The sequence below is a fragment of the Chloroflexota bacterium genome (assembly GCA_016219275.1).
Lineage (GTDB): Bacteria > Chloroflexota > Anaerolineae > UBA4142 > UBA4142 > JACRBM01.
Map to the genome: position 1 here is coordinate 14,521 of JACRBM010000055.1, position 15,832 is coordinate 30,352.

Genomic DNA, 15,832 nt, shown 5'->3' on the forward strand with positions numbered 1-15,832 from the left:
AGTAGTGGAACGGATTTTTTCATTACGCCATCTGCCATTTGCCATTCGCACCCCGCTCACGCATCGCGCAACATGGTCAACGCCGAATGAATGGACAACGCGAGTTGGAGATTGAACCGCACCTCGCCGTCATCCAGGTCTAGCCCGGTGATTTCGCGAATGCGCCGCATCCGGTACTTGAGACTGTTCAAATGCACATGGCACGCCGTCGCGGTTTTCTGCAAACTGCCGCTGTGCGCCAGGTACGCCGTCAGCGTCGAAACGAGTTGCGTTTGATGCCGCGCATCATAATCGAGCAACGCGCGCAGATGCCGTTCTTGGAAATCCATCAATCCTTGCTGATCCTGGGTTTGCAACAAGAGCGGCAACACGCCCAGACTCTCGAACGTCGCCACACTGCCACGCGCCCCCGCGCGATTCGCCGCGCGGATCACTGCCCGCGCGTCGTCGTACGAACCGGGCAAGCCCGCCACGGTATCCGCCGCCCGTCCAATCCCCACGGACACCGTCACTTCGGCAAGCGCGGCACGGAGCGCGTGTTGCATCGCTTGCGCGAGCGCGGACAGATCGCGCGCGGGCACAATCGCGATGAGACTGTCGCCGCGCGTGCCGATCAATGCGCCGGGCGCATCCGCCGTGATGACGTCGCGCGCCGTACCGACAAAACGTCGTTTGATCGTCAACGCGTCAGTTTCTGTCCAACGATGCTCCTTGATCGCCTCAGCAAACCCGTCAATATCCAACACCACGACGCGATGGGCGCGTGTCCAATCGAAGCGGTACCGCCGCGCGCGTTGTTGAATTGCCGGGTCGCTCGTGCCGCGTCCCGAAATTAGATCGTCGAGGAAATCACCTGCCAGGCGCTGCTCGACCGCCTCTGCCGCGTCCTGTTTGAGAAATTCGAGCGCGAACACGATCGAGGCTTGCTCGATTGCCGCGCACTGCTGCTCGGTGAGGTTTTGTCCAACTTCCCACGCCGACACGTAACCGAGCAGGTTCGCGCCCGCGACAATCGGCGCGATGACGCGCGGGTGATAGATGCGCCGATCCGGTTGCGGCGGCACGCGAACGAGACGACGCTCGTCGCGCAAAATGGTCAGCTGGTCGCTAAACACCGGATTGTGCCATAACTCAACCGAAGACGAATGCAAGTTCGCGATCTGCCGATCGTCTATCGCCACGCACCCACGCGATGAGGCGCACACCAAATGCAAGCGACTGTTCTCGACGACGATGGGCAAATGCACCAAATCGGAGAGCGTGTCGGCAATCGCCAACAAACCCTGGTTGTTCAATACGAGGTTGAGCAACTGCGTGTGCGTATTGCGATCCGCGCGCAAACGTTCGCTCGTCACCTTGGCTTCTTGATACAGCCGCGCGTTTTCAATCGCGATGGCGGCTTGCGTACCGAGCGCGTAGAGCAAATCGAGTTGCGCCGGCTTGAACGCGGCTTCGCGCCGGCTCGCCGCGTACAACACGCCGACGAGTTTTTGCCGCGTGAACATCGGCACACAAATCACCGAAATGATTTCTTCGGATGCGACGATGTCCGCGATGCCAGCTGGTTTGGGACGCGCATCGCGCGGATAGTTGTCGAGCAATAGCGGCGTGCGCGTCGTCGCGACGTAACCACCAACACCTTCGCCATAACGAATGACCATGTGTCGCAGCGCATCGTGATGCGTGCCCTGGGTCACGCGCACGCGGATCACTTGCGCCGCGTCGTCCGCCAACGCGATGTAACTGATTTCGGCGTTGAGCAACGCGCACGTTTTTTCCGCGATCACCTCCAGCGCGCGATCCAAATCGAGCAGTTGCGAAATCTCTTTGCCGATTTCGTACAGCGCGTCAGTCTCGCGGCGATAACGCAAATTCTCCGCCGAAAGCAATACACTCTCGGTGGTCAGACTGATGTTTTCAGCGAGCGTCCGTAGCATCAACTCGTCGTGTTCGCCGAACGTGCGCGCAGGAGTCGCCGCGACGAGCCACACGCCAACCAGATCCGCGTTGACGAACAAGGGAACCATCAGCCCACCGCCCGGCGCGAGACGCTCGATCAATCCGCGCACGTCCGCGTCGGCGCACTGGTCGGACTGCGACCACGCGATGGCGCGGCGTCCCGCGCGCAACGACTGGACGTACGCGCCGCGCGCGTCCAGCGCGGCATCGGCGGCTTCAACGCCATGCCAAACTGCCGCGCGAAATTGCTGTTCGTCTGTGAACGCGAAAATAATCGTCGCATCCGCGCGCAAAAGCACGTGCGCCGCCCACGCCGCTTCGTGAAGCGCGCGTTGCATTTGTTGGCTTGCCAAAATCGTCGCGATGGATTCGTTCGTCATTGAACACACTGCCATCAAAGATACCTCTAACGCAATGTGCAACTTGTCTGTCATTTCGAGCGTAGCGAGAAATCGCTCGCCCGTACCTGGCGAGATTTCTCGTCGCAAAACCCGCTCCTCGAAATGACAATTTGGAAGTTGCACATTAGGTACCTCTATTCTACAACGAGGCGCGCACAATATCAAATAAAAAAAGTCGAGACGAGGCGCGCTCGTCCCGACCCGAACCACATTCCGCACGCCCTAAAAGAACATGGGCGCGAGCAGAAACGCAATCGTGATGATGATAACGTACGGGATGAAGATGATGAGGCAATAGCCCATAATGTCGCGAAAGTTGAGTTTCGCGACGCCGAGCAATGGAATCGCCCAGAACGGTTGGATGATGTCCGTCATCATATCGCCCCACGCGTACGTCAACACGGTCAACGAGTTCGGCACACCCAGCTTGACGCCGGCGGCGATGACGTATGGCGCTTCAATCGCCCACTTGGAACCGCCGGACGGCACAAAGTAATTCAGGATGCCGGAGTACCAGTAGATGAACGCCGGATACGTGCTCTTGTTCGCGAGCACGACGAACCAATTCGCAATCACGTCTTGCAAGCCCGAGTACTGAATGATCCCAAACACGCCGGCGTAAAACGGGAATTGCAGAACGACGCCCCAGATAAATCCGCCGGCTTCTTTCGCGGCTTTGAGCAAAGATGCGGGCGTCCAGTGCAGCAGCACGCCGAGAGTCAGGAAGATAAAGTTGACGGTGTCAAGGTTGATGCGACTCAACGCGATTTGCAATGTAATCTGACCGCCGGCGGGCGCTGCGCCAAAGTACTGCCACAGGAACACCAAGCCAAAGATCGCGCCGATGAGCACATTGATGACCGGCGAGTGTTCGAGTTTCTCGGCGGGTGTCGCGTCCTTGGGTAGCGTGGGCGGTGTGAATTCTTCCTCTTGCACGAGCGTCGGATCCGCTTCAACCACATCCTCTTTCCTGGGATGCAGCAACGGCGTGAACACGGTCAAGAAGATCATAATGACCGCGATCAGGACCAGGTTAAATGGGTGAAAGATGGTTTGCGTGATGTCAATCAAACCCATTTGTTTTTCCATAAAGTGCCCGGGCGTTGCGACGAGCAACGGCGCGGACGCGGACAAGCCCGAATGCCACGTCGTGCCGAGACCCAGGTACGCCGCGGCGATGAGCAAACGATAGTCCACGCCGCGTTGCTTTTTCACCATAAAGCGCGCGAACACCGCCGAGCCGACAATCGAAAGACCCCAGTTGAAGAACGACAACGCCATCGAAACGAACGCCATCAGCGCGATCGCGCTACGCGGATCTTTCGGCAGACCGGCAAGCCAGTTGAGCAGGCGGCGGAACGGCGGCGACACGGCGACGATGTAACCGGTCAAGATAATCAAGGACATTTGCATCGCGAAGGTCAACAAGACCCAAAAACCGCGACCCCAGTAAAAGACCAACACACCCGCGCGATCCAAATCGAGCGCGGGTTTGAGTTCGGGCAAGCCGGCGGGTTTGGCAGATGGCGCGAGAAAGAAAGCCATCAAATAACCCACGATCGTCAGGATGACCGCGATAATCCAGGCATCCGGAACCCAGCGCGTGCTCCAGCGCGTCATCGCGGTAGCCAGTTTCTGCAACATAACGATTCCTCCTCTTTGAAGAATAGTACTTGGTTTATTGCGCGCGTTTTCCGATCACAAAACCTTGCGGGTCCACCTCCTCTCGCAAAATGCGTAACTCTGTGTCGGTCGGTTCGAGCGTGACCGGCAATGGATCAGCGAACAACATTTCAAACCCCGTGTTGGCGATCACGTCCTCTTGGCTCACCCCAGGATGCAAACTTTCGACGCGCATCCGTTTGGTTGCCGGGTCGTACCCCATCAGTGCGAGCGTGCTAATCACTTTGTACGGACCGGTATCCGGCGGCAGCCCGGCGCGTTCGCGCGCGCCCGGTCCGGTCAAGTAACCCGGCGTCGTCAGAAAATCCAACTGGTTGGTGAAACGGCGTTTGTCGTGCGGCGTGATGACGAGCGTCTTCCAACAAAACGACGCGAGATCGTTCGCGCCGCCGCTCCCGGGCAAACGCACCTTGGGCTTTTGATAATTCGCGCCGATCATCGTCGAATTGATGTTGCCGTACATATCAATCTGCGCGCCGCCCAAAAACGTGTAATCCACAATCCCGCGCTGACATGCTTCCATCACTTCATTCATGCTACCGTGCAAAAGACAGCCGGATTGCGTACACGAATCGGCGACGGAAATCGGCAGTCTGGGTAATTGCGGCGCGACGCTCCCCGCTTCGAACAGCAACACGAGACTCGGCGCGGCAGTTTTTTGCGCGAGCATCGCGGCGGCGAGCGGCATCCCAGTGCCGATCATCGCGGTCTTACCATCTTCGAGTTGGCGCGCGGAAACGCACACCATCAACTCCATCACGTTATAGCGTTCGGATTGTTGTCCCATCGTTTCCTCCTAGCCGCGTCGCAGAGGTTGCAATGCGCGCAGTTCCGCCATCCGCGTTTCGCCGCCCTTGAGCGCGAGATACTCGTCAAAATTTTCCGTGTCGTAAATGTACTTGTTTATAAACGCGTCGAGCGTCGCTTCGTCCTTCTCCGCTTCCATCCACTCGGCGAGATGCTCTTCATCCGAGTAGTACTCGTACGGCATGTCGCCGGGATAACCGCCGTACGGCACATGACACACCGCGTCCACCAGCCAGTACGGCGCGAGTGTTTTGCTGGGATCTTTGCGAATCTCATCGGTATTGACAATCCGCTCGGTACTGACGATCACGTGTTTCGATGCGCGCACGATGTCGTAATCTGCCACGCTGATGCCGTCAATCTGCGCGTTGCCGTACACGTCCGCGCGATGAACGTGCACAATGCCAACATCCGGAAACAGTGCGGGCAACGCGACGAGTTTTTCGCCGGTGAACGGGCACGTGATTTCTTTCGCCGCGCTGTTCTTGAGCACGTCTGTGCCCATCAACGAGCGCGCCGGCAAATACGGCAAGCCCATCGCCGCCGCTTTGTAGCGCCAACCCAGTGTCGCGTTGCTCCAGTCGGTCACGCGCACCTTGCCGGTCTCCATGTAGCGCCGCGCGTTGGGCGACAGTCCGCGCATCTCCAAGCCGACGATGTACGCGGCATCGCACCGGTCGAAACATTTGCCCGCGACCATGATTTGAAAATCGTGCGTCGCAGTATGCCCGGAAAATCCCAGGTTCTTTTTGTGTTGGCGCACGATCTCGTGCAGAATCGCCGTCGCGATGCGCACGCCGCCAAATCCGCCGGACGCGACGTAATCGCCATCGTGGACGAAACGACTCACCGTCTCACTCACGCTCATTTGCTTGTTCGTCATCGCGCGCGATTTTTGACGAAAGAACTCGCGCGCCGCATTCGAATCCGGCGAAGTAAACACTTCACCCTGAGAAATCACATCGTCACTCATATCGCTTCTCCTTCATCTAGGTTGCAAACATCTGCGGAATGTTCAGGCGCAACCAGTTTCAAGTCTAGCACAAACAAAACCGAGTGGGTATGTCCAATTAGGAAAAGCGCCGAACGGCGTGGTTGTCCTATCAAGACAATCCGCGTGTGCACTTGCTTTGCGCTTCACACCAAAGCGATTATAATGTTGCTATGCGCGTTGTGATGGTCAGCAAAGCTCTCGTCGTCGGACAATACCAGACCAAAGCCGAAGAGATCGCCAAACATCCGGACATCGAACTCGTCGTGGTCGTGCCGCCGGCTTGGCGCGATGAACGCGGCATTCTCCCGCTCGAACGCGTCCACACGCGCGGCTACGACTTGTCCGTCGCGCCGATTCGCTTCAACGGTCAATTCCACTTGCACTATTACCCGACCCTGCCCACGCTGCTTGAGCAAATTAAACCGGACCTCGTTCACATTGACGAAGAGCCGTACAACCTCGCAACGTTTTTCGCACTGCGCGCCGCGCAACGCGTTCGCGCAAAATCGCTTTTCTTTACCTGGCAAAACCTCGCGCGCCGCTATCCGCCGCCGTTCGCGTGGATGGAAGCGTACGTTTTGCGTCACAGCGATTACGCGCTCGCCGGCAATGCCGAGTCGGTTGACGTGTTGCGCGCAAAAGGATATCACGGCAAAGCGAGCGTAATCCCCCAGTTCGGTGTTGACCAAACCAGTTTCTCACCGCGTCCAACGACTCAACGACCCAACGACGCAACGACGCAACTTTTTCGTATCGGCTACGTCGGGCGCTTCGTCGCCGAAAAAGGCGTCGCGTTGTTGCTGCGCGCGGTTGCGCCGTTGAGTGGCGAGTGGGAATTACGTTTGCTGGGTAGTGGTCCAGAGCAAGCGCGGCTCGAAACGCTCGCGCGCGAACTCGGCATCGCGTCGCGCGTCGTTTTCGAATCCTGGGTCGCGTCCACCGAGATGCCAGAACGGTTGCGCGCACTCGACGCGCTCGTGCTTCCTTCGATCACGCGACCAAATTGGAAGGAGCAATTCGGGCGCGTGCTGATCGAAGCGATGGCGTGTGCGGTGCCGGTGATTGGTTCCACCTGCGGCGAGATTCCGCATCTCATCGGCGACGCCGGTTTGATTTTTCCAGAGGGCGATGCGCCCACGCTCACCGCGCACCTCGCCGCGTTACGCGACGATCCCACGCGCCGCGCAGAACTCGGCGCGCGCGGGCGCGCGCGTGTGCTCGCACAGTACACGCAAACGCGGATCGCCGCAGAAACATCTCGCGTCTACCGCGCGCTATTCGAATCGCGCGTGGATCGGACAGACAACTAACCAACCTCCAAACCACCAAACTAATTGTGGTATAATGAGAACTGTGAACGTGAACGCCAAACAGATCGGACTCAACGCGCATCTCCTCAACCTGTCCGGCAATTATCGCAGCGCCGGCATCAACTGGTATATCTATCATCTTTTGCGGAATCTCCCGCGCACCGACGACCTCGCCTACACTGTTTTTCTCAGCGAGCCACGCGCAAGAGAAACCTGGGATCGCCTGTCGCTCGTTCGCTCGCGCCTGCCCACGCACCAACCGGTCGCGCGGATTTTTTGGGAGCAATTCATTCAGCCATTCGAGCTGCGCCGCGCGCGCGTGGATTTACTGCACGCGCTCGCGTTCGCCGGTCCGCATGGCATCGCGATTCCCTGGGTCGTGACCGTGTACGATCTAAGTTTCATCCGCTATCCGCAATCGTTCAATACCGCGAATCGCCTGTACCTCACCTGGGCAGTGCGCGATGCCGTGCGCCGCGCGAATCGCGTGATCGCGATTTCCGAAAGCACCAAGCGCGACCTCGTCAACTTGTTTGGCATCGCGGCAAGCCAGGTCAGCGTCGTCTATTGTGGAACCGACCCGCTGTTTTCGCCAACCCCTAACTCGCTTCACCCATCACCCACCATGCCGGAAAAAATGATTTTGTACGTCGGCACGCTCGAACCGCGTAAAAATGTCGCGCGCCTGATTCGCGCGTTCGCGCGCGCGAAACGCGCGGCGCATCTGCCGCACAAACTCGCGCTCATCGGCGCGCGCGGCTGGAAACACACCGACGTGAACGCGGCAATCGAAGCCGAGAACGTGCGCGACGACGTGATTCTGCCGGGCTATGTGCCCACCGACGATCTACCCAATTGGTATCGCGCCGCGGAATTATTTGTATATCCTTCGCGTTACGAAGGGTTCGGCATGCCGCCGCTCGAGGCGATGGCGTGCGGCACGCCGGTCGTCACGACGAACGCGTCGTCTTTGCCGGAAGTCGTCGGCGATGCCGCGCTCCAAGTTTCGCCGGACGACGACGACGCGCTGGCAGATGCCATCACGCGTGCATTGACCGACCGCGCGCTGCGCGAGCAGATGCGCGCGCGGGGACTCGCGCGCGCCGCGCAATTCTCGTGGACGCGCGCCGGCAACGAGACCGCCGCGATCTATCGCGCTCTGTTGGCAGAAGGAGCGCGCGATGCGTAAACATAGCTGGCGTCGGCTTGCCTCACGCGTCGCGCTCGATGCGTCGCTCATTAACGTCGCGATTTTTCTCGCGTGGTATTTGCGGTACGAACTCGAGTTCACGCCGTCGCTCGGCGAAGGATTTTTCTACCAGTCCTACGCGGCGTACTTGCCGCTCGCACTCGCGATGACCGTGTTGTGCATCGCCGTATTCCGATTCGAGGGCTTGTACGCGCCGATTCGCGGACGGCGTTTTCTCGACGAACTGTACACGCTCATCAACGGCTCGACGACCGCGTTGCTCGTCGTGATGGCGTTCACCTTTTTCATTCGCCCGCTCGTCTACTCGCGCGCGGTCTACGTGTACGCGACCTTGTTCATCGTCGTCCTGCTCGCGGTCTCGCGCGCCGCCGAACGACTTCGGCGCGCGCGCCAACAACAACGCGGCATCGGCGTGGATCGCGTGCTCGTGGTCGGCGCGGGCGAGGTCGGGCGCGCGATGATTCGCAACATCGTCGCGCAACCCGACCTGGGTTATCAGATCGTCGGCTTTGTGGACGACGACCCCGAACGCGGCTGCACCGATATCGGGCGCATCAAGGCGCTCGGACCCAGCGACAACCTGCGGTGGCTCTTGCGCGATTACAATGTGGATGAAGTGATCATCACGCTGCCGTGGACCGCGCGCCAAAAAATTATTGCGATCATGGAACTGTGCCAACGCGTCGGCGTCACGACCAAGGTCGTGCCTGACCTGTTCCAACTGTCGCTCAGCCGCGTCGCGATTGACGACGTGGGCGGCGTGCCGCTCATCAACGTGCGCGAGCCGAGTCTGGGCGCGGTTGACTCGGTGGTCAAGCGCGTGATGGATTTGTGCCTGGGCGGGATTTTTTTCCTCTGCGCCGTGCCGGTGATGCTCGCCATCGCGCTTTCCATCAAACTCGATTCGCGCGGACCCATCATCTTTGCGCAGAAACGCGTGGGACGCGGCGGACGCCCATTCACGACGTACAAGTTTCGTTCGATGCGATTGGGCGCGGAAGAAGAATTGGCGCAACTCAACCGCCTCAACGAAGCGGACGGACCGCTGTTCAAAATTCGTAACGATCCGCGCCGCACGCGCGTGGGCGGGTGGATTCGCCGGACGAGTCTCGACGAATTACCGCAACTGCTCAACGTACTGCGCGGCGAAATGAGTCTCGTCGGTCCGCGTCCGCCGCTCGTCACCGAAGTGGCGCAATACGAGGACTGGCACAAGCGCCGCTTGGAAGTCGCGCCAGGCATTACGGGGCTATCGCAAGTGAGTGGGCGCAGTGAATTGACGTTCGACGAAAGTGTGATGCTCGATATTTACTACATCGAGAATTGGTCGCCCTGGCTCGATGTGTGGATTTTGTTCAAGACCGTGCCGACCGTGCTTTCGGCGCGAGGAGCGTACTGAAATTTCTGATTTCTGATTTAGGATTTATGATTTTGAATCGCGGTAGATAAATCAGAATTCAGAAATCGAAAATCGAAAATCGGAGACGACATGCTCGCTACAGACATCATCGCCAAGAAACGCGATGGACATGCACTCACACAAGACGAAATAAATTTTTTCATCCAAGGATTCACGCGCGGCGAGATTCCCGATTATCAAGCCGCGGCGTGGGCAATGGCAGTGTACCTGCGCGGAATGAACAGCGAGGAAACCACCGCGCTCACGCTCGCGATGGCGCATTCAGGCGAGGTGCTCGACCTTACGCCGATTTTTCCGCGTGTGCTCGACAAGCATTCGAGCGGCGGTGTCGGCGACAAGACGACGATTGTCGTCGCGCCGCTCGTCGCGTCGCTCGGCTTGCCGATTGGTAAAATGTCCGGACGCGGGCTGGGTTTTTCCGGCGGCACGCTCGACAAACTCGAAGCCATCCCAGGTTTTCACGCGGACTTGAATACGGATGAATTCATCACGCAGTTAAAAACGCATGGCATCGTCGTCAGCGGGCAGACGCACGACCTTGCGCCGGCGGATGGCAAATTGTACGCGTTGCGCGATGTGACCGGCACGGTCGCGTCGCTCCCGCTCATCGCCAGTTCGATCATGAGCAAAAAGATCGCGGCGGGCGCGCACATTATCGTGCTCGATGTCAAGGTCGGCAGCGGCGCGTTTATGAAGACGGAGCAAGATGCGGTTGCGCTCGCCGAGTTGATGGTGCAGATCGGGCATCTCGCCGGGCGACGCGTCGCCGCGGTGATCGGCGACATGAACCAGCCGCTCGGTCATGCGGTCGGCAATGCGCTCGAAGTGATCGAGGCATTGGAAACACTCCACGGACGCGGACCACACGATTTCATCGCCCATTGCTTGGAAGTGTCCGCGCAAATGGTGTTGCTCGCCAATGCGGCGCGCGATGAAAGCGACGCGCGCGCTCAGGTCGAGCGTGCGCTCGCGGATGGTCGCGCGTTGAAAAAATTTGGCGAGTGGATTGCCGGGCAAGGCGGCGACGCGCGCGTAGCGAATGACTATGCGATTCTGCCGCGCGCGCCGATCCTCGCGGATGTGTTCGCGCCGCGCGATGGATTTATCGCGAGCATCAACGCCGAGGAAATCGGCTTGACGGTTGTGGGACTCGGCGGCGGTCGCGCGAAAAAAGGCGCGCCGATTGATTACGCTGTCGGCGTCGAATGTCAAGCCAAGGTCGGCGCGCGCGTATCACGCGGCGAGCCGCTCGTCACCCTCCACGCGCGTGACCGCGCGAGTTTCGAGGTTGCCGCGCAGCGATTGCTCGCGGCGTACACGTTCAGCGACACGCCGCCGGCATTGCCGCCGGTCGTGCATCGCGTCATCAAATAGCGTAGGGGCGATGCATGCATCGCCCCTACTGCGTTATTGCACTACCTTCCACGACCCGCTCGCATCCCCCAGCAACTCGATCACCTGCCCGCTCGCGAGTTTCAAATTCCCGGCGCTCGGCAGCGATTCGCGTTTTTGCGTTTGCCAAATACTATCGAATGCTTTTTCCTGGGTCGTTGCCCAACCCAGCTTCGCGCGCACGCTCGCGCTCTCGCGCCACACTTTGCCAAAGCCGCGCACTGGTTGATACAACCCACTCGGCGCGATGATCGCGGGATCACTCGCGGGCAGCGACTCGTTCCACGAATCGTTAAAGCGTTGCCAAGTTCCGTCCGCGTACAACACGACGATCACATTCGCGATCACCGTTTGCCCCAGACGCATTTCCTTCAACCAGACCATTCGCCCATTTTGAAACGACTCTTCCGCGGCAGCGGTCGGCGCTGGCGCAATGTCGGGACACGTCCCAGGTATCGGCGCGAAAAAATAATTGTACGCGCACGCCCACGTTGTGGCAATCGTCTTGCTCACCTGCCCGCTCTTCGCGTCGAAGACATACAGCGTCATCGCCGGATTCGGATAAATCGTGTCCTTGAGTTCGACGGTGAGCGTACCGTTCGGTTGCACGTTCCACGCCTGCGGAAATCTCTGCGATGTGCCGCTCACGATGCGCGCGTTGACGCCGCCGGTGGATTTCCACGCGAACGTCACTTGTTTGATCCCCGCGATATCTTTGATGTCAATCGTGAACGATTGAATCGCCAGTCCGCTCGTACTCGTCGGTGCCTGGGTCGGCGCGGGTGCGAGCGTCGGTGCACGCGTCGCGGTTGACAAAACCTGGGTCGGCGCGGGCGCAAGTGTCGCGCTCGGACGCGGCGGTGGATTTGTCGGCGTCGCGCTTGTCGCCGCGACGCTCGGCGACACCAGGATCGAAATCGCGGCGAGATCGCTGACCGCGCCGCTGGTGTTGTACGCGCGCACGCCAATCACATGCGACCCAGCCATCGCGCGCCACGTTTGCGTCGTCACGAACGATGCTTGCCCCGGCGCGTTCTCGGAACGGATCGCCACACCATCCACAACGAGTTCGATCCGCGTGATGCCGCGCGCATCCGTTGCGCTTGCTTGCACCGCGACCTCTTCGCCCTCGCGAAACACACTCCCGCTCGGCGGCGACGCGATGATCGCAGTCGGTTTGCTCGGCGACATGACGCTGCACGCGGTTGCGCTGATGAGTAATACGATTGTTACGACGAAGCGAATCATTCACACCTCGATGACCGATGACAGCAGACCGCCGACCGCTGCAATACGATTACGTGCGGTCGGCGGTGGTCGGCGATCATTATACGCGCAATCGCGGAAACTGTCATCGCGAGACCCCCGCCCCTGCACGGTTTTTCAAAAGTCATTTGCAGACCCATCCCCCTGCCCCCTTCCCTTATAGGGAAGGGGGTTGGGGGCGTGGGGGCGTGGCGCTTGCATCATTCATCTTCGCAACGCGAGCATCGCCGCGAGCCAAACGCCACCGACCAACGCGAACGCGCTCACTCCGCACAACGAACTCATCGGCGATGTTGCGCGCGGCGCGTTCGATGTCGGCGCGGCACTCGTCGGCAAATTTGGAATCGCGCGCGATTCCGGCGTCGGCGTCACCTCTCCCCTGCGCCCGTCTCCTGGGAGAAGAAGGGTTGGCGGTGAGGTCGTCGCGCCCGCGCCATTGTCCGTAATTTCGTACGCGATTCCGTTGACGATAACGATCACGCGCGCACCGAGCGCGATGTACTTGCCCGCGTTCGGATTGTTCGCGATGAGCGCAAAGTACGCGTCACTGTTGAACTCGATTTTCGTCGTCGTCATTTTCGATGGATCGAATTGCGTATCGGTCCACACATTGTTGCGGAACAAGAACGTCTTGTCGCCAACCGCTTGCACGGGCGCCATCTCTTGGCGCGCGGAGGGTGCGGTTGTCCCAGGCATCGCCGGCTTGGGCGCGGCGGTCGGCGCGGCAGGCGCGACATTCGCGCCGCGCAAAAGACTCTGATCCTGGCTTTGTTGCACCGCGGCAGGACCCGAGGTCGCGGCAGGCGCTCTGGTTGCCTCGGCGGCTTTTTGGCGACCCGCGTTCGTCAACACATCCGTGCGTTCGTCCACGAGGAACGACGTGTACGGCGTGACGATGCCGTACCGCACTGCGAGCGCGACGATCTCGTTCACGAGTTCGCGATTCTCGCCGCGCAGACGAATCTCGCTGAGCAAATAGCCGATCTTGCGCGTCGCCCACAATCGCGGAATCGCGTCATCGCCGCCCGATGTGCGGAACGTCACATCACTGTAGCGAAACGTTTGCGGCGAATTGTTCACGGTACCTTTGAGCGTGATCGTCGTCGGCGCGCCGGTGCGATAGCGACCCGCGACGACGAGTTGCGAACCGGCGAACAGATCGGGCAATGGGTACGGATACACGTCGTACACCGTCACGCCGCCCCAATCCACCGTCAAATCTGCCAGGACTGGCGTCGAAACCTTGGCGTAAAAGGTAGACACGACCTCGTCAATTTTTTCGTTCGGGCGCACGTACCCGCTCGCGCCGCGCAATTTTTCGGCGAGCGAATCCAAGAGAATCGTGTTCACATCATCCCCAACACCAAACGTAAACAAGCGCACATTCTTCGGCGCAACATTCGTCACGTTCGCGATAATTTTTTGCGCGTTCGTCTCGCCGGTCGTCGGCAGACCATCGGTGAGAAAGATGACGATGGTCGGGCGTTCGCGGTCGGTTGTGCCCATCGCTTCGAGGAGCGCGCGGTTGATGTCGGTGGAACCTTCGGCTTTGAGACGCGACACAAAGTTGCGCGCGTCCTCGCGCGACGAGGCAGGACGCAGACCCGACGCGTACGCCTGCGTGCCGGTACTGAACGAGATGATGTTGAATCGGTCGTTCGAATTGAGTTGATCGAGCACGTAGCCAAGCGCGCGCTTGGCTTGGTCAATCTTCGCGCCCTGCATCGAGCCGGACACGTCGAGGACGAGGATCACATCTTTCGCGATAACCTGGTTCGCCGGCAAGACGACTTGCGGCGCGACGAGCATCAGGAAAAATCCGTCCTCGCCGCTTTGCTTGAACGACAACAGATTCAAGCCGATTTGGTCTTGTGTAACCGAATAGTACAGGATGAAATCGCGGTCGGGGCGCACGTTCGAATCCTCGTACCCGATGCGCGCGCTGTACTCGCCGCTGCGCGACACGCTGACGTTGTGCGACGGCGAATAGATCGCCTTGATCGCGGCGGACGATTTGAGCGACACGCTGACCGACACGTTCTTGAGCGGCTTGGGCGAAAACTTTTCGGTGTTGAGCGGATAGACGTACCGCACCAAGCCCTGCTCTGCTTTCAAGACCTGGGCGTACTCGATCTCGACGCGTTTTTCGGAATTGGGCGGAATCGGAAAGATGCTTGCTTGGAACAGGTTGCGTCCGACGTACTCGAGGAGCGCGGGATCGCGTTGCGTGCGCACAATGTCTTCGTAGATGCGCCGCGCCTCGTTCTTGTCGAGCACCCTGCCCTCGACGCGCTTGCCGTCCATCCACATGACGAATTCGCCGATCGCGGCATCGTCCGGCAGTGGAAAGAGGTACTTGCCTTCGAGGTTGAACGAACTATCGTTGATGAACGTTTCGTCCACGTGCGTCTTGGCGATTTGATTGTCAATCGTCACGGTGACGTAATGATTTTTGACGGAGAGGTACGTGGGGCAACGCGTGATCGGTGGTACGGGCGGCATGGGAGGACGCACGGTGGGCAATGCCAGGTCGCGCTGATCCGGCAGTGGAATGGGTGTGCCGCCGATGATGACCGGCGGACAAGTGACGACGACCAAACCATCCGCGCTGGCAGAGGGTGTTTGGATCGCGAAACTCGCGAAGGACACGAAAACCGCGAAAGCAAACGCGAAAGGAATCGCGAAAAGGAAAAACCAGAATCGTTTGGGGAAAATTGGGGTACGCATTGGGAACTCCTTTCTGGGTTTGGCAAATTGGAAATTTGCCCTACACTGTGGCGCAAATTTCTAATTTGCGTGACGGATTCGATTACTAGACGCCGCGCGCGGGAAAAGAGTTCCAAAAAAGTGTGGGGCAAGATTCCATCTTGCCTCGCGCGAACAAGAAGGAGACCTGTCAGGTCTTGAAGACCTGACAGGTCTGCATCACTCGCACGCATTCAACACACGGTCAACCCACTGCAAATAGTACGGCTCACCGATTTTTTCAAATACGGCTTTTGCCTTAAGCACATACATTTTTGCTTTGGCTTTTTCGCCGACATTCAACAACGCAAGCGCGAAATTTCCATAGTCCGCGCCTTCACCGAAAAGCGCGCCAGTCTCACGACGAATCGAAATGACCTGAGCAAGGTCTTGTTCGGCTTGGACGATATTGCCGCCTTGAATTTGTAACCGGGATTGCGCGGCAAGCACGTTGGCTTCGCCCAAGCGGTCACCGACACTGCGAAACAACTCGAGCGCGGCGGCGTAACTTTTCAGCGCGGCGTCATTTTCTTTGCGGAACTGTTGCACGTCGCCAATCGCTTTCAGCACGTTGGCTTCGCCCAAGCGGTCACCGACACTGCGAAACAACTCGAGCGCGGCGGCGTAACTTTTCAGCGCGGCGTC

Annotated in this window: 11 protein-coding genes; 4 read left to right on the top strand and 7 right to left on the bottom strand. The window is 59.3% G+C overall.

Features of this window, described 5'->3' with window-relative positions; all coding sequences use genetic code 11:
• Nucleotides 1-56: 56 nt before the first annotated feature.
• The 4 genes from HY868_14655 to HY868_14670 all read right to left on the bottom strand — a co-directional run bounded on the left by HY868_14655 (nucleotide 57) and on the right by HY868_14670 (nucleotide 5,823).
• Nucleotides 57-2,447: a GAF domain-containing protein gene (locus HY868_14655; GenBank protein MBI5303373.1), complete on the bottom strand. Its 2,391-nt coding sequence runs from the start codon at nucleotides 2,445-2,447 to the stop codon at nucleotides 57-59.
• Between the two features lie 135 nt (nucleotides 2,448-2,582).
• Nucleotides 2,583-4,010 (bottom strand): short-chain fatty acid transporter, encoded by a 1,428-nt coding sequence (locus tag HY868_14660; protein ID MBI5303374.1) that lies wholly within the window; start codon nucleotides 4,008-4,010, stop codon nucleotides 2,583-2,585.
• Nucleotides 4,011-4,038: 28 nt separating this feature from the next.
• The gene (locus HY868_14665) at nucleotides 4,039-4,830 is read right to left on the bottom strand and encodes a 3-oxoacid CoA-transferase (protein MBI5303375.1); all 792 of its coding nucleotides are present in this window, start codon (nucleotides 4,828-4,830) and stop codon (nucleotides 4,039-4,041) included.
• Nucleotides 4,831-4,839: 9 nt separating this feature from the next.
• Nucleotides 4,840-5,823, bottom strand: coding sequence for a CoA transferase subunit A (locus tag HY868_14670; GenBank protein MBI5303376.1), 984 nt, complete (start codon nucleotides 5,821-5,823; stop codon nucleotides 4,840-4,842).
• A gap of 191 nt (nucleotides 5,824-6,014) precedes the next feature.
• Here HY868_14670 and HY868_14675 point away from each other — a divergent pair, with 191 nt between their 5' ends.
• The 4 genes from HY868_14675 (at nucleotide 6,015) to HY868_14690 (ending at nucleotide 11,158) form a co-directional block, all read left to right on the top strand.
• On the top strand, nucleotides 6,015-7,154 hold the full coding sequence (locus HY868_14675) for a glycosyltransferase family 4 protein (GenBank protein ID MBI5303377.1): 1,140 nt from the start codon (nucleotides 6,015-6,017) through the stop codon (nucleotides 7,152-7,154).
• A 34-nt stretch (nucleotides 7,155-7,188) separates the two neighbouring features.
• Nucleotides 7,189-8,343, top strand: a complete 1,155-nt coding sequence (locus HY868_14680; GenBank protein ID MBI5303378.1) for a glycosyltransferase family 4 protein — start codon at nucleotides 7,189-7,191, stop codon at nucleotides 8,341-8,343.
• Nucleotides 8,336-9,763: an undecaprenyl-phosphate glucose phosphotransferase gene (locus HY868_14685; protein ID MBI5303379.1), complete on the top strand. Its 1,428-nt coding sequence runs from the start codon at nucleotides 8,336-8,338 to the stop codon at nucleotides 9,761-9,763. Before HY868_14680 ends, HY868_14685 begins: the two co-directional genes overlap by 8 nt.
• A gap of 90 nt (nucleotides 9,764-9,853) precedes the next feature.
• A complete protein-coding gene (locus HY868_14690; GenBank protein ID MBI5303380.1) occupies nucleotides 9,854-11,158 on the top strand; it encodes a thymidine phosphorylase in 1,305 nt (434 codons plus the stop codon).
• Between the two features lie 33 nt (nucleotides 11,159-11,191).
• Here the strand turns inward: HY868_14690 and HY868_14695 are convergent, their stop codons facing one another.
• From HY868_14695 to HY868_14705, 3 genes are all read right to left on the bottom strand, one after another.
• The gene (locus tag HY868_14695) at nucleotides 11,192-12,424 is read right to left on the bottom strand and encodes a hypothetical protein (protein ID MBI5303381.1); all 1,233 of its coding nucleotides are present in this window, start codon (nucleotides 12,422-12,424) and stop codon (nucleotides 11,192-11,194) included.
• Nucleotides 12,425-12,646: 222 nt separating this feature from the next.
• Nucleotides 12,647-15,169 carry a VWA domain-containing protein gene (locus tag HY868_14700; GenBank protein MBI5303382.1) on the bottom strand — a complete coding sequence of 841 codons (2,523 nt, stop codon included), beginning with the start codon at nucleotides 15,167-15,169 and terminating at the stop codon, nucleotides 12,647-12,649.
• A gap of 198 nt (nucleotides 15,170-15,367) precedes the next feature.
• Nucleotides 15,368-15,832, bottom strand: a 465-nt coding sequence (locus tag HY868_14705; GenBank protein ID MBI5303383.1) for a tetratricopeptide repeat protein, incomplete at its 5' end; no start/stop codon positions are given.

Coding starts and splice junctions, on each gene's coding strand:
- HY868_14665 (MBI5303375.1), bottom strand. CDS start 4,830: ATGGGACAACAATCCGAACGCTATAACGTGATGGAGTTGATGGTGTGC.
- HY868_14670 (MBI5303376.1), bottom strand. CDS start 5,823: ATGAGTGACGATGTGATTTCTCAGGGTGAAGTGTTTACTTCGCCGGAT.
- HY868_14675 (MBI5303377.1), top strand. CDS start 6,015: ATGCGCGTTGTGATGGTCAGCAAAGCTCTCGTCGTCGGACAATACCAG.
- HY868_14680 (MBI5303378.1), top strand. CDS start 7,189: ATGAGAACTGTGAACGTGAACGCCAAACAGATCGGACTCAACGCGCAT.
- HY868_14685 (MBI5303379.1), top strand. CDS start 8,336: ATGCGTAAACATAGCTGGCGTCGGCTTGCCTCACGCGTCGCGCTCGAT.
- HY868_14690 (MBI5303380.1), top strand. CDS start 9,854: ATGCTCGCTACAGACATCATCGCCAAGAAACGCGATGGACATGCACTC.
- HY868_14695 (MBI5303381.1), bottom strand. CDS start 12,424: ATGATTCGCTTCGTCGTAACAATCGTATTACTCATCAGCGCAACCGCG.
- HY868_14700 (MBI5303382.1), bottom strand. CDS start 15,169: ATGCGTACCCCAATTTTCCCCAAACGATTCTGGTTTTTCCTTTTCGCG.